Raw genomic sequence first — 24000 nt, forward strand, 5'->3', positions numbered from 1 at the left:
CTTTCTCGCATGAATTCCGGGGACGGGAATGCCGTCGGCCGCCGACCGGGCCGCCGGCGCATTTTCGGATTCCGCCCGCTTGTTACGCGGCGGCGCCCTGCGTGTTCTCTTAGCAGTGCGGTCCCCAGTGCGCGACCATACGGACGCCGAGTCGCCGTGCTCGACACCTGAAAAGCAGACGACGCCACGAGCACGCGGTCGGCAGACGGAAACATCGCGACAGGAAGAAGGACGTACGTGTCCGGCAGCGAAAGCGAGAACCCGGCAATCCCCTCCCCGTCCCCGAAGGAGACGCCCCCCAGGACGAACCGGGACTGGTGGCCGAACCAGCTGGACCTCACGGTGCTCCACCAGCACTCGCCCCAGGCCAGTCCGATGGACGAGGACTTCGACTACGCGGCGGAGTTCGCGACCCTGGACGTCGACGCGCTGAAGCGGGACGTCTTCGAGGTGATGACGGCCTCGCAGGACTGGTGGCCGGCCGACTACGGCCACTACGGGCCGCTCTTCATCCGGATGAGCTGGCACGCGGCGGGGACGTACCGCATCGAGGACGGACGGGGCGGTGGCGGCTCCGGAGCGCAGCGCTTCGCGCCGCTCAACAGCTGGCCGGACAACGCGAGCCTCGACAAGGCACGCCGGCTGCTCTGGCCCGTCAAGCAGAAGTACGGCCGGAAGATCTCCTGGGCCGATCTTCTGGTTTTCGCCGGCAACTGCGCCATGGAATCCATGGGTTTCAAGACGTTCGGATTCGGCTTCGGCCGTGAGGACATCTGGCAGCCCGAAGAGGTCTTCTGGGGGTCCGAGGACACCTGGCTCGGAGACGAGCGCTACAGCGGCGACCGGGAACTCAGCGGTCCTTTCGGCGCCGTGCAGATGGGCCTCATCTACGTCAATCCGGAAGGCCCCAACGGCAATCCGGATCCGATCGCCGCGGCCCGGGACATTCGCGAGACGTTCGGCCGCATGGCGATGAACGACGAGGAGACGGCCGCGCTGATCATCGGCGGGCACACCTTCGGCAAGTGTCACGGCGCGGTCGACCCCTCGTGCATCGGTCCGGAGCCGGAGGCCGCCCCCATCGAGCAGCAGGCGCTCGGCTGGCGCAACACGTGCGGCAGCGGCAAGGGCGCCGACGCGCTCACCAGCGGCCTGGAGGGCGCGTGGACCACCGCGCCGACGCAGTGGGACAACGGCTTCCTGGACAACCTCTTCCGGTACGACTGGGAGCTCACGACGAGCCCGGCCGGCGCCCAGCAGTGGACCCCGACGGATCCCGCGGCCCAGGGGACGGTGCCCGACGCCCACGATCCGTCGAAGCGGCACGCTCCGATCATGCTGACGACGGACCTCTCCCTGAAGCTCGATCCGGTCTACGGGCCGATCGCGAAGCGCTTCCACGAGAACCCGGACCAGCTCGCGGACGCCTTCGCCCGCGCCTGGTACAAGCTCCTGCACCGCGACATGGGGCCCGTCTCGCGGTATCTCGGCCCGTGGATCCCCGAGCCGCAGCTGTGGCAGGACCCCGTCCCCGCGGTCGAGCACGCGCTGGTCACGGACGCGGACGTGGCCGGCCTCAAGCGCCGGATCCTCGACTCGGGTCTCTCCGTCTCCCAGCTGGCCACCACCGCGTGGGCGTCGGCCGCGAGCTTCCGCGGCACGGACAAGCGGGGCGGTGCCAACGGTGCGCGGATCCGGCTCGCACCGCAGAAGGACTGGGAGTCCAACGCCCTTCCCGAGGTGACCGAGACGGTGACGGCCCTCGACCGGATCGGGCGGGAGTTCAACGACGCCCAGTCCGGCGGGGTGCGGATCTCGCTCGCCGACATGATCGTCCTGGGCGGCTGCGCGGCCGTCGAGCAGGCCGCGAAGAACGCGGGGTACGACGTCACGGTCCCGTTCTCGCCGGGACGCACGGACGCCACGCAGGAGCAGACCGACGTGGAGTCGTTCGCCGTGCTCGAACCGCGGGCGGACGGGTTCCGCAACTACCTCCGGGCGGGCGAGAAGCTGTCGCCGGAGACGCTTCTCCTCGACCGTGCCAGCCTGTTGACGCTGACGGCACCCGAGATGACGGTCCTCGTCGGCGGCATGCGGGCGCTGAACACCGGCTTCCGCACGTCCCCGCACGGGGTGTTCACCGACCGGCCGGAGTCCCTGACCAACGACTTCTTCGTGAACCTGCTCGACATGGGCACGGAGTGGAAGCCGTCGACGGCCTCCGAGAACGTCTACGAGGGCCGGGACCGCGTCACGGGCGAGGTCACATGGACGGCCACCGCCGCCGACCTCATCTTCGGCTCGAACTCCCAGCTCCGCGCGCTGTCGGAGGTCTACGGGTCCCGGGACGCGGGCGAGAAGTTCGTCCGTGACTTCGTGGCGGCGTGGAACAAGGTGATGAACCTGGACCGGTTCGACCTCTCCTGAGCCGCGCCCCGGCCTGCCCCGGCGACCGCCCGTCAACCGGCCGGGCGGGCCGGGGCATCTCCGGGTGTCTCGGGTCGTCACTCCTCCAGGAGACGGCGGGCCTCCGTGAGGAGGCGCAGGAGTTCGGCCCGGGCGGGGTCATCGGGGGCGGCGGGCTCCGCCCCGCGAGGCGCGTGGGTGGTGAGGACGTGCAGGGCGACGGCGGCCTGCCGGGCGAAGAGGCTCAGCAGGTCGAGCTCGGACAGGCTGGACCGGGCCTGCGGAGAAGGGTCGAGGACCTCCAGTACGCCGAGGACGCGGTCCCCGTGCACGAGCGGCGCGGCCATCAGGGCGTTCGGCACGAAACCGGTGGACCGGGCGACGTCCCGGTCGAAGGACGTGCTGTCGTGCAGGTCGTCGACGACCATCGGTTCGCCCGAGGCGGCGACCCAGCCGGCGATCCCCCGGCCCGCCGGGAAGCGCCGGCCCACCAGGAACTCCTGTCCCTGCCCGGAGACGGCCTCGAAGACGAGCTCGTCCGCCGCCGCCTCCAGGAGCAGGATGGAGCTCGCCTCGGCGCCGAAGATGGCGCGCGCGGTGTCCACGACCGACTGCAGAAGCTCCGCCATGGCCGGATCGGGCCGGGGGGCGGAGGGGATGACGGGGGCGATCGTCTGAGCCATGGGGGTTCCCTTCCGGTGCCGGTCGTTACCGGCTGCCGTGGACACGGACGTTGGCGGCGGACAGGTACAGGGCGTTCTTCAGCTGGAACGGCGTCAGCCGCGGTCGGCTCGACAGGATCCGCGCGCAGAGCCCGGCGACGAACGGGGTGGCGAAGCTGTTGCCGGAGGTACGGATCGACGTACCGCCGAGCCAGGCCACCTGCACCCGCTGGCCGGGGGCGAAGAACTCCACCGGTGGCTCGGGGTTGTAGAGGTGGAGGTCCGGGTCGTCCTCCTGGTGGCTGCCGACCGAGATCACCGAGGAGAACCGCCAGGGGAAGCTCTCCACGTGGGTGTTGTGCGCGGAGGCGACGATCACGGTCTGCTGGAAGTACGCCTCGTCGGCGAGCTTGCGCAGTTCCTCCACGAAGCGGTCGCGGCTGGTGGAGAGGCTGAGGTTCACGACGTCGAAGCGCTGGCGGACGGCCCACCGGATCCCTTCGAGGAGGATGTCGCCGCTGCCGGAGAACCGCTCGCCGAGCACCCGGACGCTGGACAGCTCGCAGTCCGGGGCGGTGCGGCGGATGATCCCGGCGCAGGCGGTGCCGTGACCGCAGGCATCGCCCTCGTCGGTCTCCTCGACGTGGACGCCGTCGTCGTCCTTGAAGACGCGCCAGGACTGGGCGACGGGGCCGACCATGGGGTGGTCGCGTTCGACCCCGGAATCGACCACGCAGACGCGGACGCCACGCCCGGTCCCACCGAGCAGACCGCCCTCGGGCGGCTCCGGAGGGTGGTCGGCCTCCACGGGTACGTCGGCGGGCCCGCGACCTCGAAGGCCCCAGGTGAGCCCGGGCCCGGGGGCCGGGGCCCGCTCCGAGGCCCGGGCCCGGGCCCGGGCCGGGGGCGGGGCCGAGGTCGAGGTCGAGGTCGAGGTCGAGGTCGAGGGCGGGGTTGAGGTCGAGGTCGGGGTCTGTGTCTGGGCCGGGGGCGGGGCCTGGGCCGGGGTCCGGGCCTGGGCCTGGGACCTGTCGGGTGCGCCTGCCGCCGTCGGCAGGTCCGGCGCGGTGGGGGTGGCGGCCTGAGGGGGTCGCCGGCCGGTGGTCATCGCTGGGCGTCCTTTCCGGTTCCGTCGGCCGCCGGGACGACGGGACCGGGCCCGTCGGCCCGGTGGCCCTGGCAGCGCAGGGCGACGGCCTCGGCCTCGCGTGCCGCGGGGAGGTGGCCCTTGGCGGCGAAGCTCCACCGGGCGCGCACCGCCGCCGCGGCCGCGGCCTGCACATGTCCCAACGCGAGAGCGGTGCGGGCCGCGTCGAGTGCGGCGAGGCCCTGGACGATGGGCGAGTCCGTACGGACGGCGGTGGCGAGCGCCCGGTCGGCCAGGCGGGTGGCGGTCGCGGCCTCCCCCCGTACCGCGGCGACCCGGGCGCGCAGACCGTCGAGGTCGGCCGATTCGGCGCGCGGCCGTGCCGCTTCGGGCCGGCGCCCCGTCGGTTCGAGTGCGGCGAGGGTGTCGTGTGCGGAGCGCCAGTCGCCGAGGTCGAGGCGGATGCGGGTGGCGTCGAGGAGGGCGCCGCGCAGGAGCCCGGTGGCGCCGAGCGCCCGCGCGGCGGCCGCGGCCCGATCCAGGCCGAGGAGGGCCTCCTCGCGGCGGCCGGCCAGATCGTCGACGGTGGCGGTGAAGAGGGGCAGGAAGGCGTCGGCCTCGGCGTAGCCGAGGCGCTGGGCGAGGTGTGCGGCCTCCGCGAGGCAGGCGAGCGCGCCGTCACGGTCGTCCTGGAGGGCGAGGACGACAGCCAGCGGACAGTTGAGCGTCAGCCGGACGGCCCGGCGGCCGGCCCCCTGCTCGGCGAGCAGGGCGCGGCAGCGGGTCACGGCGTCCGCGACGGGCAGGGGCCCGCGCCAGAGGGACACGCCCATGGCCCCGAGGGCGGCGGCCCGCTCCGGCTCGGCGTCGGCCCGTACGGCATGGCCGAGGGCCCTGTCGAGCAGCCGCTCGGCTTCCCGGTGCCGGCCCTGCTCCTGGGCGTGCTGGGCGAGTCGCAGACAGGCCCGGGCCTGACCGAACTCGTCGCCGGCCGCGGCGAAGACGGGCAGGGTGGCGGCTGCGGCCTCGGCCGGCGACTCGCCGGGGGGAGCGTCACGGCGCGCGGCGGGGCGCGCGTGGAACGGGGCTGGAGGGGCGGCGGCCGGAGCCGGAGCGGAGGCAGGAGCGCGCCGGCTGTCCCGGGACGGGCGGCCGTCCTCGTCGTTCCGAGGCTCCCCCGTCGACGTTCCGTCGGCCGGTCCCGCCACGGGGAGGCCGTTCTCCGACCGGGGGTCCCCGGCGCGCGCTTCCTCCGCGTCGCTCCCTGTCACGGCCCCGCGGCTGTCCGACCGGCCGTCGGCCGACCGGCTGTCTGCCGACCGGCCGACGGACGCCAGGCCCAGCCGGGCATGCGCGGCCTCCACCGCATCGGTGCCGCAGCCGTCCGCCGGAACCTCGGCCATGACCTCTTCGAGCAGGGCCCGGCCTTCCCTGACTCGGCCGAGGTCGAGCAGCGTCTGCCCGAGTCGCCGCCGCGTGCCGGCACTGCCCGGTTCGCCCGCCGCGTACCGGGCCGTGGCCCTGCCCAGCAGGTCGGCGGCCCAGACGGGGTCGGCGTGGGCCAGCGCGAGTCGACCGCCCTCCGCGAGGGCGTCGGCGGCACGTCGACGAAGCCCGTCGGTGTGCGCGTCCTGGGCGCCGAGCTCGACGCGGTAGCGGTACGCCTGCTCCAGATGGGCCCCGACCGCGGCGCTGCCGCGCTTCCGGACCGTGTCGAGGCGTGCCGCGCGTTCGTGCCGGTCGGCGCGGTCCTGCTTGGACTGGCTGGTGTGGACGACCTCCTGGATCAGCCCTCCGGCGAAGCGGAACGCGCTGCCGTCCGGACTGATGAGACGGTGCCGGACGAGCCGGTGGAGGGTGGTTCGGAGCTCGGACGGGGTCCACGTCTCGGAGGGATGTCCGGCGAGCGCCGTGAGTTCGTCGGCGGTGAAGTCGCCGCCCAGGACGGACGCCAGGCCGAGGGCCCGCTGTTCGGGCGGTTCGAGCGCGTCGATCCGGGCGCCGATCAGGGCCTGGAGGGGAAGGGGGACACTGTCCGCGTCGACGGGGTTCCCCGCGACGAGCAGCTGCTCCAGGTGCAGCGGGTTCCCGCCGACCCGCGCCAGGACCTGGGGGGCGAGCGGCGGGCTGTCGGCCGTGCGCTCCGTCAGCTCGGCCGCGAGGAGCTGTGCTTCGTCGTCGGAGAGGCCGCCGAGCAGGACGGCGCCCGGGGCGAGTTCGGGCCGTACGTCGAACAGCTGGGGCCGGGTGAGCAGGACGATCAGGACGGCCGCGTCGGTGAGGGCGCGCAGGAGCCGGTCGAGGGCGTCGAAGAGCGGCTGGGCGGCCCAGTGGCAGTCGTCGATCACGAGCACGACGGGCTGTTCCTCGGACAGCTCGGCGAGAACCTTGGCGAGCGCGGCACAGGTGTCCGCCGGGGAGGGGTTGGGGGTCCCGTCGAGGAGCAGGCCCTGGTGGAGCAGGTCGAGTTCGGGCGAAGGCGCCACCGTGCCGGCGCTCCTGAGCAGCCCGGCCACGGCATCGGCGAGCGCCCCGAGACTGGGCTGCTCACCCCGGGCCCGGCAACGCCCGGCGCCGTGACGGGGCGCGGGCGTCGGAAGCGGGACCGGACCCGCCGCCGGCACCTGGGGCGTGGAGAGCGGCGGCGTGCGTCCGGCCGTCCGGCCCGTGGCTGTCGCGCGGTGCAGCCACTCCCGTACCAAGCGGGTCTTCCCCTGGCCCGCCTCGCCGCCCACCACCAGGCGGTCACCCCTTCCGCTTCGCGTCACCCGGGCCAACGCCTGGTCCATCAGATCCAGTTCGTGCCGACGGCCGACGAAGCCGACGTCGAAGCGGCGGAGGGTTTCCGGACCGTCCTCCTCGTCCAGGGCGATCAGGCGGTGCGCGGCCACCCGGTCGCTCTTGCCCTTGAGGAGCAGGGGGCCCGTCTCCGTCGTCCGGATGCCCGGCCCGGCGGCCGCCAGGGTGTCGGGACCCAGCAGGATCTCCCCGGCCGCCGCGTTCTGTTCCAGGCGGGCGGCCACGTTCACCACCTCGCCCGAGACCATCGCCTGCCGCTGCGTGGTCGAACCCGTCACCGCCCGGCCGGTGTTGATTCCGATCCTCATCTCGAGCCGTACCCCCACGGCCTCCTCCAGGCGCGCGTTGAAACCGGCGAGCGCCTCCCGCATCGCCAGGGCCGCGGAGGCCGCCCTCCGTGCGTCGTCCTCCCGGACCGTCGGCACACCGAACACCGCCATCACCGCGTCCCCGATGAACTTCTCCACCGTGCCGCCCTGTTCCTCGATCCGCAGCCGCATCAGGTCGAACCAGCGGAGCGTGACCGACCTCAGTGTCTCCGCGTCCAGCGCCCCGGAGAGCGCGGTGGAGCCCACCAGGTCGCAGAAGAGGACCGTCACCACCTTGCGGCCCGTCGGCCTGGCCGTGGCCGGCCCCGGAGCGCACGGGCTGCCGCAGGACGGGCAGAACCGGGCTCCGGGCGGCAGTGCACTCCCGCACGAGGCGCAGGACATGGATTCCTCCGGTGGACAGGGGGACGGTGGTGGGTTCGACGGGGCCGCTCGGCTTTGGGGCGGCGGAGCGCGCCCGCGTCAGAACAGCGCGCCGCCCGCCACGTCCGCGTGGGCCTGGACCTCGGGGGCCGCCGCGTCGAGCCGTCCCCTGATGTCGACCAGCAGAGCCAGCTCCTCCGGCGTCAATGCCCGTACCACTTCCTGCTGTTCCTCACTCAGCGCGTCGACGTCGAAGCCCGCGGCGGCGAGTGCCTCCAGGGTGGGCTCGGAGCCGTGCGGGGTGGCGTTGTCGGTCATCGGTGTCCTCCGTTGTCCTCGGCGAGGGAAAGGAACAGGCGGGTCAGCAGGTTCGCCGTGTGCAGCGCGCTGACGGAGACGGCCGTCTGCTGGGCCGGGGTCGGCGCGAGCGCGTCGAACACCCCGTACAGGTCGTCCAGGTGGCCGCCGTCGAGCTCCGCGTGCTCCCTGAGCGTGCGGAACGCGCCGCCCGGGAGTCCGGTGACCTCGGCGAGGCGGTCCCCGAGCCGTGGCCCCGGGGCGTTGCCCTCCAGGACCGCGATGTAGCCGAGCAGGGCCACGGGGTGTTCGTGCTCGATCCGGTAGTACTGCGCCCCGGCCAGTTCCACGACGATCGGGTGCGCCACGGCCACGGGACCCGCACCGGCGGCGGCCAGGTCGTCGAGCAGCCAGGCGTCGTGGTCCCGCTCCTCCTCGGCATGGCGGAGGAAGTACGCGGCCAGGCGTCGCGCGGCCGGGTCGTCGGGCGCGGCGGCGCACCGCTCGGCCGCCCGTACGAGAAGCGGCACCGAGGCCCGTACGAGCGGATGCATGGCGGCCAGATAGCGCACGTACCGCTCCCGCAGGCCGTCCGGTCGCCAGAGCGCGGCGGTCGCGGCCCTCAGGACGGGGGCGGTGGGCGCGAGTTTGGTGCGGAGCGCCAGGGATGCGGGGAACGCGGCGGTACGGGTGGGGGCGGGGGTGCTTGCCGCCGGGGCTGTGGAAGTGGGGGCCGCGGCCGTGGTGGTGGCTGTGACGGTGGATGCTGTGGCTGTGGCGTTCATCGGCTGCTCCTCGCCTCCGCGGTGGGCGACGCCTGGGTGGGTCGGGGCTCGTTGGTGGGCACGCGTTCCTCTCCGGACGTGGGTTCGACCAGGTGCGCGTAGCGCGCGCAGCCCATGCGCCGCACCAGGGCGGCGGGTCCTGCCGCGCGCTGCTGCGCCGTCGTGAGCCGGTCGAGGTGTTCGCCGACACGACCGCCGGCGTCCCTTGCCGCGCCCTCCAGGACGCTCGGGCGGTCGGCGAGGGCGTGACAGCTGCGGCAGTAGCCGGCCGGGGCCGGCTCGGTCTCGTAGCGGGCGTGCAGCCGCCGCGGGCCGACCGCGCGCAGCATGCGCAGCACCGGGGAGCCGAGGGAGCGCTCGCGGACGGTCGGCCAGTCGTCCTCGGCGATGTGTCCGAGCCGCAGGTGCGGGGGAACGGGGCGCCGGTCGACCGTCCACTGGTTGCAGCAGGCCGCCACCGTCCCGTCGAAGGCGACCACCGGCCAGGCCGCGAGGGCACAGGGCGCGGCCAGTCCGTCGTCCGGTCCCGGCGGTGTCGGCCGGACGAGCCCGGTGGCGCGGCCGAGCGGCCGCACTTCGTTGACCAGCATGGGCATACGGGTGCCGAAGGCACGGCGCACGTCCGCGACGACGTCGACCAGATACGGGTCGTCGCCGTCCCCGCCGGCGCCGGGGCCGGTACCGGACTCCGCGCCAACTCCGTCACGGGTAGCGGGACCTGTACCGGTGCCCGTGAGGTGGATGCTGGCGGGGACCCCGGCGTCGAGCACGGCGCGGAGGGCGCGCAGCACGTCCGCGCGCGGGACCTCGCGCTCATGGTGGACGTCCAGGCTCGCCGAGAAGTGGTCCAGGGCGGTGATCGTCCGCATGATCCGGTCGGGGACGCGTCCCCCGCGGGCGAAGAACATGCCGCTGAGCAGTGCCACCCGCGACCCCTCGGCCTGCGCGAGACGGGCCACGCGGGCGGCCAGCTCGGGCAGGAGCAGCGGTTCGCCGCCGGTCAGCATGACCACCTCGGGGCGGTCCTCGGCACCGAACGAGCCGATGAAGTCGAGTAGTTGCCGCTGGTCGGGCGCCTCCGTCGCCGCCATGGACGAGGCCGTGGAGCAGTGCGCGCAGCTCATGGGGCAGCGGCGGGTGAGCGCCACGAGGAGACCACCGCAGGGGACCGGCCGCAGGCCGATGAGCTCCGCCAGGTCCATGTCCGTCTCCTCCTCCGTGAGTTCGCTCCGCGCGCGAAGCATTCCTGGATCGTGGTCCGGGGCGGCAGACTTTCGGTTCACGAACGCCTGGTGAACGGTTGAGCCCCAGGTCCGGAGGGGCGAGGAAGGGCCCGGAAGGGCCCCGAGGAGGGTGCGGACGCCCTGCGGACGGCCCGGCGCCGCTGCCCTGCGGGGGCATCGGCCCACGTCACGGGGTCGTACCGCGTCCGGGTCGTCGACCTATACCGGCGTCGAACCGACGGACAGGCGTTCCCATACCCGCCGTTCGTACGTTCTTCTCAGCCGGCGCAGCGACGCCGTCAAACGAGGAGGACGAACATGCCCGAGAACACGAACCCGAAGCCGGTCGAGGACGAGGACATCGAGGTCGTGGCGCACGGGGAGGCCGAGGAGGACGAGGCCGGCTGCATCATCAACAACTCCAGCGACATCTCCTGACGCGACTCGTCTCGTCCTGAGTACCTCGCGGGCCACCCGGTTCTCGGCGGCGTCACGCCAGGAACCGGGGGGCCCGCGGCCACTCACCGCCCTGACACCATCACCCCTCGCCCCTCCCCCTCGCCCTTCCACCACACGCCTTTCCACCACCCGCCCGACCCCGAGGGAGCGCGCACGTCGTGAAGATCCTGCTCTGCCCGCTCAGCGACGGCGGCTACCTCTACCCGGCGCTCGCGGCCGGCCGCGAGCTGCGCCGCCGCGGCCATCACGTCAGCGTCCTCGCCAGGTCGTCCGCCCGGCCCGTCGTGACCGAGGCCGGGCTGCCGTACGCGGCGGCCGAGGACTTCGGTGGTCACCGGGCGTTCTCCGCCACGTGGTGGGGGAAGACCGGCGCCGCGCAGTACCGGGCGATCCTGCGCGCGGCCCGGGCGGCGCAGGCCGATCTGCTCGTCACCTCGGTGCTGTGCAACGGCGCCCTGCTCGCCGCCGAGGCCCTGGACATCCCGGTGGTCGTGGTCGGGCTCTCGGTGCACCTGTGGGACTACCGGAGCGGCGGCGACGGGGAGCCGCACCTGGGCAGGACCCGGGAGAGCCGGACCCGCGACAGCCTGGACCTCCACGCCGCCACGCGGGAGGAGGTCGGCCTGGCCGGGCGCGCCTCCCGCTGGGAGGACGATCCGCTCCTCGGTGACGCGCTGCTGCTCCGCGGGGATCCGGCCCTTGAGCACCCGGGCGCTGAACTCCCGGCCCGGGTGGGGTACGCGGGACCACTTGCCTGGGAACCAGCGCCCGAGAAGGGCGAGTTGGAGGCCATCGAGGACCACCTGGGGCGGACGGGCAGGGGGAAGCCCGTCGTCTACGTCCACCTCGGCCGCTTCTTCGGCGGCCGGAGCCTGTGGCCGCGGCTCAACGAGGCGTTCACCGGCGGAGCGTTCCAGGCGGTGGTCGAGCAGGGCCGGTCCACCGACCCCGCGCCCGCTCCGGAGGCCGACATCCTGCTCGTACGGAAGCCCTGGATGGGACCGCTCGTCGACGCGGCCGACCTGGTGCTGTCCAACGGCACCTCGGCCCCGGTGCTGTCGGCCCTCCTGCGCGGCCGTCCCCTGGCGCTCTCGCCCAACGGGTCCGAACAGCCGCTGCTCACCGGCGCCTGCGTACGGGCCGGGGTGGCCGTGCGCGACCTCAAGACCCCGTCCGTGGACCTGTCGGCGCTGCTGGAGTCGGTGTCGCGCGACGAAGGACTGCGGACCCGAGCCCGCGCGCTCGGCGACAGGCTGGCCGCGGTGGACGGCGCGGCCCGCGCGGCCGACATCGTCGAGCGGGTGGCTCAGGCATCCGCAACCCCGAAGGAGAACCATGAGTACGCGATCAGTCGGCCTCGATGAGGCCGTGGCGAGTCTGTCCATGGGTACGCGGCACTGGATCGCGCGGCACGCGGGGTACCTCGACTCCCCCGCCGGACACGCCGAACTGCCGGAGACACCCCGCGTCAAGGCCCTCCTGCAGCTCGCGCTGCTCTGCCGCTACTGGGGAGCGTCCGCGCCGGCGGAGACCGCCCTGCGCGGGGCGACCTCGATCGTCGAACAGGCCTGGCAGCGCCCCGACTTCCCGCGTCTCCTCACCCTGGACGGCCGGTACGCCAGGCAGTTCGAGCTGATGTACGCGGCGCTGGCCCCCGCCGGAACGGTCACCGACGCCCCTCGCGCCGTCCTGGCCCGTTTGAAGGACGACGGTTACCTCGCACCCCGGCGCAAGGCCCCGTACCTCCACCTGGAGGCGAGGTTCTACGCCGATCTCGCGGGCGCCGAACACGAGTTCGCCTCGTACGACGAGCTGTACGCGGTCAGCCTGCCCGCCCGGGCCGCCACCCTGCCCGCGGCCGACCTGGACGCCTGTGTGGTCACCCACACCGTCTTCTACCTCAGCGACTTCGGCCTGCGCGATCCCGGACTGACCGACGAGGCCCGCGAGCAGGCCCTCAAGGTCGTGGAACGGCTCACCCACCACTGCCTGGGCCTCGGCGAATGGGACCTCGTCGGCAAGCTCGTCCTCGCGCAGTACTGCCTCGGCGCGGATCCCCTCGGTACGCCCTCCGGGGCGGCCGGCATCCGGATGCTCGCCGAGGTCCAGGCGCCGGACGGGGCGATCCCCGGGAAGTCCGTCGTCAGGCGCGCCCCGGCGGACGCGACGCCCGTGCAGTACTTCCGGAAGTCGTACCAGGCGACCCTCGTCACCGCGCTCACGACGCTGATCGTCGGAAACGGCCGGCCGGTCGCGGCCGCCGGTCGCACCACCACAGAAGCCGCAGGGGCAACGGCGGTACGGGAGGCGACACGGTGAGCATCGACCAAGCGACGGGGTTCACCCGGCAGGCGGCGCACACCGCCCCATCGGCCGGCACCGACCTCGCCTCCTCCGGCGCCCGTCTCCTCCGGGGCGAGCGCACCTGGTGGTTCCTCGGCCCGGGCGGCATCGCCCGGCTCGCCGACCGCCATGTCACCCCCGACGGAGGTCTGCGTCCCGAGGCCGAGCAACGGCTGCGCGCGAGCGGGATGTTCACCCCCGCCACGGTCCGCGCCTACGCCCTGACCGTCCTCACCAGCACCCACTGCAACCTGGGCTGCGGCTACTGTTTCCAGAACACCGCGCAGGACCTGGCGGGCGGGAGCCGGCCGCCGCGGATCGCCCGGACCCGGCTCACCTCGGAGACGATCACCTCGATCCTCGGGTTCACCGAGCGGCAGATGGCCGCCGTGGGCCTGGAGAGGCTCAGGATCCTCCTCTTCGGCGGTGAGCCGCTCCTCAACCCGCGCGGGTGTCTCGAACTCCTGGAGCGGGCCGCGGACATCGCCCCCACCTCCGCCTGGATGATCTCCAACGCCACCCTGCTCACCCCGTCCCTCGCACGCCGGCTCCACGACCGCGGTCTGACCTCCGTCCAGGTCACCTTCGACGGCGACCGCGACGACCACGACCGGATCCGGGTCGGCAGGGCGGACGGCAGCGGCACCTTCGACAAGATCGTCCGCAATGTCGTGAAGGCCTCCGAGGTCACGCCGCTCCGCTGGACCCTGCGGGTCAACGTCTCCCAGGAGACCTTCCACGGCGTCGACGCGCTGATCGACCGACTGGGGGCCACGCTCGACCCCGCGCGCTGCACGCTGTACTTCGCCCGGATCGGCGATGTCGGCGTCGGATACGCCAACAGCCTCCTGCACACCGGTGAGCTCTCCTCCGCCTTCACCCGGTGGCAGCGCAGGGCCCTCGACCTCGGTTTCACCGTGAACCGCCCCGGCGGCCGGAAGACCTGCGTCACCTGCGGTCACACCGACGGCCGGTACGGCGCGGTCGTCAGCGCGGACGGCACCCTGGCCAGTTGCTGGGAGACCGCGGGCAAGCCCGACTGGGAGGTCGGCACGGTCGCCGACGGTTACCTGCCCAGCGCGGAGACCGGTGACCGGTGGATCGCCTGCCAGGACCTCTACAGCTACGACGAGGACGCCCGTACGCTCGCCAGGTTCCGCGACACCGTCGACACGGCCCTGCTCGACCATCTGCACGAGACGGGGCGCCTGTAGCCATGCCGCCCTCACTCCTGGAGCAGCTCTCCGCCGGCGCGCTGGACTGGCTGGGCGGGAACCTCGACCACTTCGACCCGTTCTCCGCCGCGGCCGCGGCGACGCCCCGGTCGACAACGCAGGGAAAGGCCAAGGCCGCACTGGAGTTGGGGCTGCTCTGCCACCGCGCGGCGCGGCCGGGCGACACCGAACCGGACCCCTTGAGCGGGGCGACCGCCCTCGTACGGAAGCTCTGGCAGGACCCGGACTTCCCGCGGCTCTTCGACGACAGTCCCGCGTACGCCTCCACGTACCGGCTGGTCTACGCCGCGCTCGCCCCCGACGGAATCGACGACACGCGGTGCCGGGAGGAACTCGCCCGGCTGGGCCCCGACTTCCTGTCGCCGGGCGAGAAGTCACCGTACCGGCGCATCGAGATCCGCTACTACGCGGACGAGGCGGGTGTCCGCCACGGCATCGAGCCGTACGCCGAGCTCCTCCCGCACAGCCCGCTCGTCGCCCTCCGCGCCGCCCGGCCCACGGTCGCGACCGCGGCCCCGGCCGCGAAGGGCACGGTGGAGCCGCTCACCGTCCCGCAGGCGTACGCGCTGACCCACACCGCCTTCTACCTCGGCGACTTCGGCCGCACCGACCCCCGTATCGCCGGAGCCGACCTGGACCACGCGCGGGACCTCACCCACGGGATGCTGCTCCACTGTGTCGCGCACGATCTCTGGGACCTGGCGGCGGAGCTCGTCCTCACCCAGTTCGTCCTGGGCGAGGATCCGCTCCGTACGCCGTCGGGCGCGGCGGCCGTGGAGTGTCTGGCGCGCGCCCAGCGGCCCGACGGGGCGATCCCCGGGAGGTCGTCGGAACTCAGGGCCGCGCCGCACGTCACGGCCGGGGAGTTCTTCCGGACGGCGTACCACACGACCCTGGTGACGGCCCTCATGGCGTCGATCGTCTCGTCGCCGAGGGGGGCCTCATGACACCGCGCCTCACGCTGATCAACCGCGACTACACCCGGCTGTGGTTCGGCCAGGCCGTCTCGTCCGTCGGGGACGCCGTCTTCAGCACGACGCTGGTGCTGTGGGTGGCGACCGTCCTGGCCAAGGACGAGTCGTGGGCGCCGATGGCGGTCAGCGGCGTCCTGATGGCGTCCAGCGTCGCCGTGCTGGTCATCGGCCCCCTCGCGGGCGTGTTCGTCGACCGCTGGGACAAGCTCGCCACGCTGCTCCGCACCGAAGTGGTGCGCGGAGCGCTCGTGGTCGTCCTGACCGCCGTCTCCTTCCTGCCGACCGACGCGCTCCCGGCGGGCGTCTGGCTCGCCCTCGTCTATGGGACCGTGCTCCTGCTGCACGCGGCCGGCCAGTTCTTCTCACCGGCGCGCTTCGCGATCCTGGCGGACCTCGTGAAGGGGGAGGCCAACCGGGCCCGGGCCGCCGGCATCGGCCAGGCGACCGGCGAGACCGCGTGGATCATCGGCCCTCCGCTCGCGGCGCCGCTGCTGTTCGCCGCCGGAATCCAATGGGCCCTGCTCTTCAACGCGTTGTCCTACGCGGTGTCGTACGTGGCGATCCGGTCCATCGACGTACCCGCGCCGGCCGCGACGGCGAAGAGCGGGAAGACCGCTCCCGAACCCACCTCGAAAGCCTCGAAACCGGGGGGACAACAGTCCAGCCTCGGAAGCGAGTTCGCCGACGGCGTGCGCTTCTTCGCCCGCAGCCGGTTCCTGGTCGTCCTGCTTCTGCTCGCCGTCATCGGGCAGTTCGGGCTCGGCGCGCTCAGCACCCTCAACGTCTTCTTCACCACCGACAACCTCGACGCCGACGCCCATCTCTACGGATACATCGGCATGGCGATGGGAGTGGGCGGCATCACGGGCGCGTTGAGCGGGGGCCGGGTCGTGCAGTGGCTCGGGGCACGCCGGAGCACCTGGATCAGCCTGCTGGTGAGCGGTGTTCTGCTGATCGCCTACTCCCGGCAGACCACCTTCCTCGGCGGCGTCGCGCTGCTCTTCGTCTTCACGGTCCCGCTGACCGTCCTCAACACCGCGATGGCACCGCTGCTGCTCGCGGCGGCGCCCCCGGACTTCCGGGGGCGGGTGATGGCCGTGTTCTATCCGGTGACGAAGCTGGCGTCGATGCTCGCCGCGGTCCTGTCCGGCTGGCTCGCCGGCTCGGTCCTGACGGACGTCGCGGGCTCGGTCGGCGGTGTCCGGTTCGGCCCCATCGACACGATCTTCGCGGTGTCCGGGGTGATCGTCGTCCTGTCGGGCGTCTTCGCGTGGCTGGCCCTGCCGGGGACGGAGCCCGCGAGGAAGGACACCGGGGCGACCGACGGGGACGGCGCCGCGGAGGCGGCCGCCGCGCTCACGGTCGACGCCACGTCTCCGGCCGGATCCGGCGGCCACCGTCCGCCCGACCACGAACGAGGGAGACCGGAGTGACCACCGACGCCCGACGGACACGGCGCCCGTACCCGCACGCCGAGCGGCAGGACGTCGTCGAGGAACTCCACGGGGTGCGCGTCCCTGACCCGTACCGCTGGCTCGAGAACGCCGGGACCGCCGAGACGCGCCGCTGGAGCGCCGAGCAGGAGGCCCTGTACGCGGCGGAGAGGGCGTCCTGGCCCGGCCTGGCGCGGTGGGAGGCGGCGGTGGCGGCGCTCGGCGCCGGCGCTCGTGTCCGGGCGCCCAAGGTCCGCGGCGGCAGGGTGTTCTGGCTGCGGCAGGAGGCCGGCCAGGAACACCCGGTCCTGGTGGTGGCCGACGCCGGAACCGGGACGACACCCCCGGCCTCGGGTTCAGCCACGGAGCGGGTCCTGCTCGACCCCAGCGCCCTCGACCCGTCCGGTCGTACCGTCCTCGACGCCTGGGAGCCCTCCGTGGAGGGCGATCTGCTGGCCTACCAGGTGTCCCGGGACGGCACGGAGGACTCCCTGCTCCGGGTGATCGACGTGGCCACCGGCCAGGTCGTGGACGGGCCGTTGGACCGGGTGCGGAAGTCGTCGGTCGGCTGGCTTCCCGGCGGCGGGGCGTTCTACTACGTCCGGCGGCTGGACCCACGGCTGAACCCCGGCGAGGAGCGCTATCACCGCAGGGTCTGCCTGCACCGGGTCGGCACGCCACCGGACGCGGACGCCGTGGTCTTCGGCGAGGGGCGGGACAAGACCCAGTTCTACAGCGTCTCCGTGACGGAGGACGGCCGCTGGCTCGGCATCACGGCCACGCTCGGCACCGGCCGCGGGACCGACGTGCACCTGGCCGACCTGTCGGCCGCGCCGCTCGACCGTCCGCCGCTCCGGCCGGTCCAGGAGGGCATGGGGGCCGCCACCCGGCTGCACGCCGTGCCCGGTACGGGCCCGGCGGACCGGGTGTGGCTCCGCACCGACCGCGGCGCGGCGCGCGGACGCGTCGTCGCGTGCCGGCCCGACGAGCTCCACCTGGGCCCCGAAGCCTGGCACGAGGTCGTCCCCGAACGGCCGGACGCGGTGCTGACCCATCTGGTCGTGCTCTCCGGTCCCGAGCTGAAGAACCCGCTCGGCCTGGTCGCCTGGACCCGCGACACCGTCGCCGAGGTGACCTTGCACGACCTGGTCGAGGGCCGGCGGGTGGCCACGGTGCCGCTCCCCGGCACCGGCGCGGTCGGCGACTTCTCGGCCGTGGCGTCGGGTGGTCACGAGGCGTGGTTCGCGTACACGGACTTCGTCACGCCGGTACGCGTCCTCCACTTCGACGCGCGTACGCGCCGCCTGACGCGCTGGGAGCGGGACGCGGACACCCCGGCGACAAGCGGTGCGGACCATCCGCGCGGTCCGGCGACGGGCGGACGGGCGGACGACGCCCCGGCGACGGGTGGTGCGGCGGTCGGCCGTCCGGCGGCGGACGGTGCGGTGACCCGTCAGGTGTCGTTCCCTTCGCGGGACGGGACGACGGTACGGATGTTCGTGATCTCCCCCGGCGGGCACCCGGACCGCCCGCGCCCCGCGCTGCTCACGGGGTACGGCGGCTTCGGCCGCACGATGTCGCCGCGTTACCGTGCGCAGGTCCTCGCCTGGGTCGGGGCGGGTGGCGTGTTCGCCTGGGCGGGCCTTCGCGGTGGCGGCGAGGAGGGCGAGGCGTGGCACCGGGCCGGGAGCGGTGCGCACAAGCAGAACACCTTCGACGACTTCGCCGCGGCGGCCGACCGGCTGATCGAGGACGGCTGGACCGAGCCCGGACGGATCGCGATCATGGGCGGCTCCAACGGCGGACTGCTCGTCGGCGCGGCCCTCACCCAGGAACCGGGGAAGTACGCCGCCGTGGTGTGCTCGTCGCCGCTCCTGGACATGGTCCGCTACGAACTGTCCGGCCTCGGCCCCAGCTGGACGCCGGAGTACGGCAGCGCGCGGGACCCGGCGCGGCTGCCGGTCCTCCTCGGCTACTCCCCCTACCACCGGGTCACGCCCGGGACGGCCTATCCGGCGGTGCTGCTGACCGCCGCGGACGGCGACACGCGCACCGATCCCCTGCACGCCCGCAAGATGTGCGCCGCGCTCCAGCACGCCACGTCGGGCACTGGCCCGATCCTGCTGCGGCTGGAGCACGGCGTCGGCCACGGGGACCGGGCCGCGTCCCGCGCGGCGGCGCTCCAGGCGGAGTGCCTGGCCTTCCTGGCCTCCCATGTGGGCCTTCCGGCCCCGGACTCCGCCGCGGGTGCGCCGCCGCGGTGACGACCGGCGCCGACGCGTCACGGCCTCGACGCGTCGGCGCCATGCTCGCGCCCGGTGTGCGCCACCGACGGCGCCGCCCCGTCGACCGCCGCCACTCCGTCGACTACGTCAGCACCGGCGTCCCGTACCCCGCGCCCCGCGCGTACAGGCGTATCAGGTGCGGCATGTCGTACCGCGCCGCGTGTGCGGTGACCTCGCCGCCCGGCGACGTGACCATTCCCGCGTCGATGAGCGCCTCCACCACCCTCACCGCATGCCGCTCGTCGCAGCCGAGCGCCTCCGCCGCCTCCGTCAGTCCGAACGGGCCGTCCCCCGTGCCCGCGGCCAGCCGGCCCGCGTCCCTGCCCCGCTCCGCCGGGAGCGTCTCCCAGCCGTGCGCCAGCCGCTGTCTCACGGACACGTCCCCGGCGGTCAGTTCGTCCAGGGCGCCGGTGGGGTCCGTCAGCCGGTCGGCGAACTCCCGCAGCGGTACGTGGCGGAGCACGGCGAGCCGCATCCCGCTCACCCGGACCGCGAGCGGCGATCCGCCGCAGGCCCGTACGATCCGCAGCGCGGCCTCCCGGTCGGCCCGCACCCGCCGCGGGCCGACGAGCCCGGCCAGGAGTTGTACGGCCTCGGCCGTGTCGAGCGGCGGGACGGCCATCCGGTGCACCGGTGCGAGACCACCCAGTTGGCCCCGCGCGGTGAGCAGCACCCGGCCCTGCCCGCCGCACGGGAGCAACGCGCGTACGGAGCGCTCCTCGGGTACGTCGTCCAGGATCACCAGCACCCGGTGCCGCGCCAGCCACTCCCGCCACGCCTCGGGTGTCGACGGTCCGGTCCGCCCGCTGCGTTCGCCGAGCTCCGCGAGTACGGCCGTCAGGGGGCGGGCGCGGCCCTCCGCGTCCCGGAGGGAGACGCAGAGCCGCCCTTCGGGGAACCTGCCGCCGAGGAGGTGGGCGGCCCTGACCGCCAGCGTCGTCTTCCCCGATCCCGCGGGTCCGGACAGCAGCACGACGTGGCCCGCCTCGCCCACACCGGTCCCACCGCTCCCGCCACCCTCCAAGAGGTCCAGGACGTCCTGGAGTTCCTCGCCGTGTCCCGTGAAGTCGACCAGGTCGGGCGGCAGCAGCACGGTCGCTTTCGGCGGGGCGGCGGCGGGTCTCCCATCCGGCGGTCCGCCGGCCGCGCCCGCCCCGGCGCCGCGGGTGTCCCCCGCGAGGATCGCCCGGTAGCGGGCGGCCATGGCACCGCTCGGCTCCAGGCCCAACTCCCGTGCCAGCAGCTGCCGGTAGTCGTCGTACACCGCGAGCGCCTCCGGCTGTCGGCCGGAGCCGCTCAGCGCGCGCATCCAGGCGGACCGGAGCCGCTCCCGGAGCGGATGCCGCTCCACCAGGTCGCGCAGCCCCTCGACCACGGCCGGCGCGCCGCCCAGCTCCAGCTCCGCCTCCGCCCAGCTCTCGTACGCCGCCACATGCCGCAGCCGCAGCCGCTCGGCCTCCTCGGCCAGTGTGGGCGACTGCCGGAGGTCGTCGCCCAGCGGCGGCCCCTGCCACAGGTCGAGGGCCTGTCTCAGCAGCCGGGCGGCCTCCTGGGGCGCCTGCCCCTCGGCGGCCCGCACCAGGGAGCGGAATCTCAGGAGGTCGAGTTCCTCCTCCGTCGCGCGCAGTACGTATCCGCCTCCGGTGTGCGTGAGCCGTGGCCGGTCCAGGGCCTCCCGGTCGTCCGGCCCGAACAGCGCGCGGAGGGCACTGACGTACACCTGGATGTTCTTGCGGGCGGTACGAGGGGGCTCCTCCGGCCAGACCGCCTCGGTCAACGCGTCGACGGAGACGGGGAAGTTGACGGATGCCAGGAGGGTCGCCAGCACCATGCGCTGCTTCAAGGGGCCGAGATTCAATGTCCGTTCGCCCCGGATTACCGTGAGCGGGCCGAGGACGGTGAAGCGGAGTGTGCCGGGTGAGGCGGCGGGGTGCGCGGACGGACTCGGCATCGAGCGAACCTCCGTATGGTGACGGGAGTTGATCGGTCTGCTCGATGATCCGTCGCGCCGGACCTTCACACATCGGTACCGAACCCTCACAGTCGCGCCGCCGCCGAGCACGTCCTGGGGGGCCCGGCCCCCATGGGGTCGGGCACGCCCCCCATCCCGGGTTCGCCGGGCCCCCACATCGCCGGACCGGTACTGGTCCGGGGAGGCGGGCGGCGGGGTGGCCGCCGCCCGGTTCCGGATCAGGCCGGCGGCCGCCGGGGCGCGAACCCGGCCGGTCCGCCGTCCTCCGCCCGCTCCGCCGACAGCGCGCACAGGGCCGAGCGGTCCACACAGCCGGTCTTGGCCATCAGACTCGCCATGTGCTTCTCCACCGTCCGGGGCGAGATGCACAACCGCTGGGCGATCTGCAGATTGCCCGGGCGCTCCATGAGCAGCACGAACACCTCGTACTCGCGCGGCGTGACGCCGGCGGTACGCAGCTCCGTCGGGATCCGTTCCCGGCCGCCCCTGCGCTGCGGCACACTGACGCCTGCCTGCCGCAGCAGCGCCCGGCAGGCACCGGCCACGGGCTGGACGCCCGCCTCGTGGAAGTACTCCTCGGCGGTCCGCAGCCAGGCGACCGGTTCGCCCCAGGAGTCGGCGAGCGCCGCCTGCGCGACCAGCCGCAGGGCGAGATGCCAGGCCTGCGGGAAGGCCGTCGCCGCGCGGGCGGCCTCCTCCACCGCTCGCCGGGCGCCGTCCGGGTCGCCGTCCCGGCCGCGCAGGACCGCGTCCGCCATCCCGAGGAACATCCGGTTCCAGGCCAACTGGCCGCCCGGCGAGGCGAGCGCCTCCTGATGCGCCTCGCGGCCCCCGCCGACCCCGGCCCCGTCGCCGTCGCCGTCGAGGGTCCGCAGCAGCGGGCGGAGACCGTACCGTCCGCTGAGGTAGAAGAAGCTCGGGTGCTCCCGCTCCCAGGCGAGCGCCGCGTCGAGCTCGGCCGTGGCCCGCTTCCGGTCCTCCGCCATGAGCGCGCCGATGGCCTGACACAGTCCACGTTGCAGGGGTACGAGCATCGACTCCTCCCCGCCCGCCCTGCGGAACCGGACGAGGGCTCGTTCCTGTTCGCGGCCCCGCCCCTGGTGGGCTGCGAGCGTGGCGTCGACGAGGAGCAGATAGCGGTGCGCCGACAGGTTCTGGAGGCGGGCACTCGCCTCCACGGAACGATCGACGATCTCCCGGGCGCGGTCCCATCGTCCGGCGAGGACGCTCTGCATGGCGAGCAGCCCGTCGACGGTCTGGAGCACGGTCAGCGAGCCGAGTTCGTGCGCCGCCGCGCGGGCGGTCTCCAGCTGCGTCGCCTCTCCGGTCCGCATGAACGCGTTGGTGCCGAGCCGTACCAGCGCCTCGGCCCGTGACACCGCGAGCCGGTGCTTCTCGGCGACCTCCAGCATCCGCACCAGACAGGCGTCGGCCTCGTCGAACCCGTGCTGCCGGGACAGCAGGGCGAGGAGCTGCCAGGCCTGGCAGGCGACGACGGGCCGGCCGCGCTGTTCCGCGGTGAGCGCGGCGCTCCTGGCGGAACGTTCCGCCTCTTTCAGCCGCTCGTGACCGGCCCAGCCCTCCGAGCCACGCCCGTCGCCCCCTCCGTCCCGTCCCACCGATCCCCGACCGTCCCCCTCTCCGTCCCGGCCCGCCGGGCTCCCGGAGTCGCCCACGCCCTCCTGGCCGTCCTGTTCCGGAAGGAGCGCCAGGTGCCCCTCGACGACCACGAGCGCCGCCTCCTGCTCCGGGCGCGGCTCGGCCCCGAGCAGGGCACGGGCCGCTCGGATCCGGCGGCGTGCCTCCTGCTGCTGCTCGGCCATCGTCGCGACCCAGGCGACCTGGGTGTGCGCCTGGGCCCGCTCCTCCGCCGCGGGGGAGCCGACGGGCACCGGCGCCAGATCGTCGAGCAGCGCGGAAGCCACGTCGGTCCGCCCGGACTCGGCCTGGGCGATCGCCAGTTGCACCGTGACGTCGTCCCGTTCCCCGTCGGCCGCGAGGCTCCGGGCCCGTTCCAGGAGCACGGCGGCCGAGCCCGAGGCGCCGGCGTCCAGCATCTGCCGGCCGACCTGGGCGAACTGCCGGGAGGCCGCCACCTTGTCACCGGCCGCGAGTCGGAGCGTTGCCACCAACTGACTCTGTTCACCCGAGAGTTCACCCGGCCGGTCACAGGAGAGCGACGAGTCGGCGGACTCCTCGATCGCCTGGGCCGCGCGGCGGGCGAGCGCGGCCTGCTCGGCGGGCGGCAACGACGCCCTGAGCGCGTCCGCGGTCAGGACGTGGCGGAAGGTGTAGTGGTCGTGGGCCGCGCCGTCCGGGGCGATGATCCCGGCCTCGGAGGCGGACCGGAGGTGGGCGAAGAGCGCCCGGTCGTCGAGCCCGGTCACCGCCCTCAGCGCCCCGACCGAGAACCGGCCGCCGAGCGTCGCCGCGATGAGGAGCAGCTCGCGCACCGGCTCGTCGAGCCGGGCGAGACGGCGCGCCCAGCTGCGTACCGCTCCCGTGGGAACCGTCGCCTCGCCGTGATCGGCGAGGAGCCATCCGCCGTCCGCCCTGCTCAGCCGCCCCATGTCCAGCAGGTCGGCCAGAAGGACCTCCACGAGGTACGGGTTCCCGCCCGCGCGCTGCGAGAGGTGCCGATGCGCGGCCGGGGGCACCTCGCCCGGGGCCGCGTCCAGACAGGCGTCCACCATGTGCCGTACGGCGGTCTCGTCGAGCGGCCCCAACTCCGCCACCGAGGCGGTGTTGCGCAGCTCGGCGGCGAGCGCGAGGTCCAGCGCCGGTCCCGGGTCGGGCCGGAGCGTGCCGACCAGCAGGACCGGGAGGTCCGCCACATTGTCGGCGACGTACTCGACGACCGCGATCGTCTCGGTGTCGGAGTCGTGCAGGTCCTCCAGGAGGATCACGCAGCCGCGTTCGCGTCCGAGCACGGCGAGCAGCCGGAGCAGCGCCTCGGCCAGTTCGACGAGCGAGATCGCGTAGCCGGGCGTCGTCGCGGCGGCCCGCCATTCCGGCACCAGGCCCGCCAACGCGGGCCGGTAGGGGTCGAGTTCCGGATCGTCCGGTGCGCCGGCCGCCCGGAACCGCGAGGACAGCGCCTCGACCAGCGGCCGGAAGGGGACGACGAGCCCGGTGGACGTGGCGCGGCCGCGCAGCACCGGCATGTCCCGGCCGTAGGCGCGAAGAGCGCACTCGCCGGCCAGCCTGGACTTTCCGATCCCCGCCTCGCCGACGAGGAACACGGCCCGTCCGGCGCCCCTCCGGGCACTCTCCAGGGCCTCGTCCAGTAACTCGATCTCGGCGTCCCGCCCCACGATGACCGACGACGTCGCACGCATCTCCGCAGGC

Annotated in this window: 16 protein-coding genes; 8 read left to right on the top strand and 8 right to left on the bottom strand. The window is 74.1% G+C overall.

Annotation, left to right across the window (positions count from 1 at the left end):
- Window positions 1-237: 237 nt before the first annotated feature.
- Window positions 238-2427 carry a catalase/peroxidase HPI gene (gene katG / locus ACIP8Z_RS03200; protein ID WP_402078027.1) on the top strand — a complete coding sequence of 730 codons (2190 nt, stop codon included), beginning with the start codon at window positions 238-240 and terminating at the stop codon, window positions 2425-2427.
- A gap of 77 nt (window positions 2428-2504) precedes the next feature.
- Here katG and ACIP8Z_RS03205 read toward each other — a convergent pair whose 3' ends face one another.
- Complete coding sequence (locus tag ACIP8Z_RS03205; RefSeq protein WP_402078030.1) at window positions 2505-3089, bottom strand: GAF domain-containing protein; 585 nt, start codon at window positions 3087-3089, stop codon at window positions 2505-2507.
- A gap of 25 nt (window positions 3090-3114) precedes the next feature.
- Window positions 3115-3876 carry a S8 family peptidase gene (locus ACIP8Z_RS03210; protein ID WP_402078033.1) on the bottom strand — a complete coding sequence of 254 codons (762 nt, stop codon included), beginning with the start codon at window positions 3874-3876 and terminating at the stop codon, window positions 3115-3117.
- Window positions 3877-3913: 37 nt separating this feature from the next.
- Here ACIP8Z_RS03210 and ACIP8Z_RS03215 point away from each other — a divergent pair, with 37 nt between their 5' ends.
- Complete coding sequence (locus ACIP8Z_RS03215) at window positions 3914-4153, top strand: hypothetical protein (RefSeq protein ID WP_402078036.1); 240 nt, start codon at window positions 3914-3916, stop codon at window positions 4151-4153.
- A gap of 19 nt (window positions 4154-4172) precedes the next feature.
- Here the strand turns inward: ACIP8Z_RS03215 and ACIP8Z_RS03220 are convergent, their stop codons facing one another.
- The 4 genes from ACIP8Z_RS03220 to ACIP8Z_RS03235 form a co-directional block, all read right to left on the bottom strand.
- Window positions 4173-7553 carry an adenylate/guanylate cyclase domain-containing protein gene (locus tag ACIP8Z_RS03220; RefSeq protein WP_402078039.1) on the bottom strand — a complete coding sequence of 1127 codons (3381 nt, stop codon included), beginning with the start codon at window positions 7551-7553 and terminating at the stop codon, window positions 4173-4175.
- Between the two features lie 192 nt (window positions 7554-7745).
- Window positions 7746-7964: an aroma-sacti cluster domain-containing protein gene (locus ACIP8Z_RS03225; RefSeq protein WP_402078041.1), complete on the bottom strand. Its 219-nt coding sequence runs from the start codon at window positions 7962-7964 to the stop codon at window positions 7746-7748.
- Window positions 7961-8728 (bottom strand): iron-containing redox enzyme family protein, encoded by a 768-nt coding sequence (locus ACIP8Z_RS03230; RefSeq protein ID WP_402078044.1) that lies wholly within the window; start codon window positions 8726-8728, stop codon window positions 7961-7963. The genes ACIP8Z_RS03225 and ACIP8Z_RS03230 overlap by 4 nt, the downstream gene beginning before the upstream one ends.
- Window positions 8725-9930 carry a radical SAM protein gene (locus ACIP8Z_RS03235; RefSeq protein ID WP_402078898.1) on the bottom strand — a complete coding sequence of 402 codons (1206 nt, stop codon included), beginning with the start codon at window positions 9928-9930 and terminating at the stop codon, window positions 8725-8727. The genes ACIP8Z_RS03230 and ACIP8Z_RS03235 overlap by 4 nt, the downstream gene beginning before the upstream one ends.
- Window positions 9931-10568: 638 nt before the next feature.
- Between ACIP8Z_RS03235 and ACIP8Z_RS03240 the strand changes: the two genes are divergently transcribed.
- Genes ACIP8Z_RS03240 through ACIP8Z_RS03265 form a run of 6 tightly spaced genes read left to right on the top strand, consistent with a single transcriptional unit; the run spans window position 10569 to window position 18659 of the window.
- The gene (locus ACIP8Z_RS03240) at window positions 10569-11774 is read left to right on the top strand and encodes a glycosyltransferase (RefSeq protein ID WP_402078047.1); all 1206 of its coding nucleotides are present in this window, start codon (window positions 10569-10571) and stop codon (window positions 11772-11774) included.
- On the top strand, window positions 11746-12729 hold the full coding sequence (locus tag ACIP8Z_RS03245; protein ID WP_402078050.1) for a DUF6895 family protein: 984 nt from the start codon (window positions 11746-11748) through the stop codon (window positions 12727-12729). Before ACIP8Z_RS03240 ends, ACIP8Z_RS03245 begins: the two co-directional genes overlap by 29 nt.
- Window positions 12726-13967, top strand: coding sequence for a radical SAM protein (locus ACIP8Z_RS03250; protein WP_402078053.1), 1242 nt, complete (start codon window positions 12726-12728; stop codon window positions 13965-13967). Before ACIP8Z_RS03245 ends, ACIP8Z_RS03250 begins: the two co-directional genes overlap by 4 nt.
- A 2-nt stretch (window positions 13968-13969) precedes the next feature.
- Window positions 13970-14935, top strand: a complete 966-nt coding sequence (locus ACIP8Z_RS03255) for a DUF6895 family protein (RefSeq protein WP_402078056.1) — start codon at window positions 13970-13972, stop codon at window positions 14933-14935.
- Window positions 14932-16395 (top strand): MFS transporter, encoded by a 1464-nt coding sequence (locus tag ACIP8Z_RS03260; RefSeq protein WP_402078059.1) that lies wholly within the window; start codon window positions 14932-14934, stop codon window positions 16393-16395. The genes ACIP8Z_RS03255 and ACIP8Z_RS03260 overlap by 4 nt, the downstream gene beginning before the upstream one ends.
- Window positions 16392-18659: a prolyl oligopeptidase family protein gene (locus tag ACIP8Z_RS03265; protein ID WP_402078061.1), complete on the top strand. Its 2268-nt coding sequence runs from the start codon at window positions 16392-16394 to the stop codon at window positions 18657-18659. Before ACIP8Z_RS03260 ends, ACIP8Z_RS03265 begins: the two co-directional genes overlap by 4 nt.
- A 103-nt stretch (window positions 18660-18762) precedes the next feature.
- Here the strand turns inward: ACIP8Z_RS03265 and ACIP8Z_RS03270 are convergent, their stop codons facing one another.
- Window positions 18763-20631 (bottom strand): BTAD domain-containing putative transcriptional regulator, encoded by a 1869-nt coding sequence (locus tag ACIP8Z_RS03270; RefSeq protein ID WP_402078063.1) that lies wholly within the window; start codon window positions 20629-20631, stop codon window positions 18763-18765.
- 239 nt (window positions 20632-20870) lie between these two features.
- Window positions 20871-23990, bottom strand: coding sequence for an AAA family ATPase (locus ACIP8Z_RS03275; protein WP_402078065.1), 3120 nt, complete (start codon window positions 23988-23990; stop codon window positions 20871-20873).
- Window positions 23991-24000 lie beyond the last annotated feature (10 nt).

The organism is Streptomyces sp. NPDC088553 (assembly GCF_044752965.1).
GTDB lineage: Bacteria > Actinomycetota > Actinomycetes > Streptomycetales > Streptomycetaceae > Streptomyces.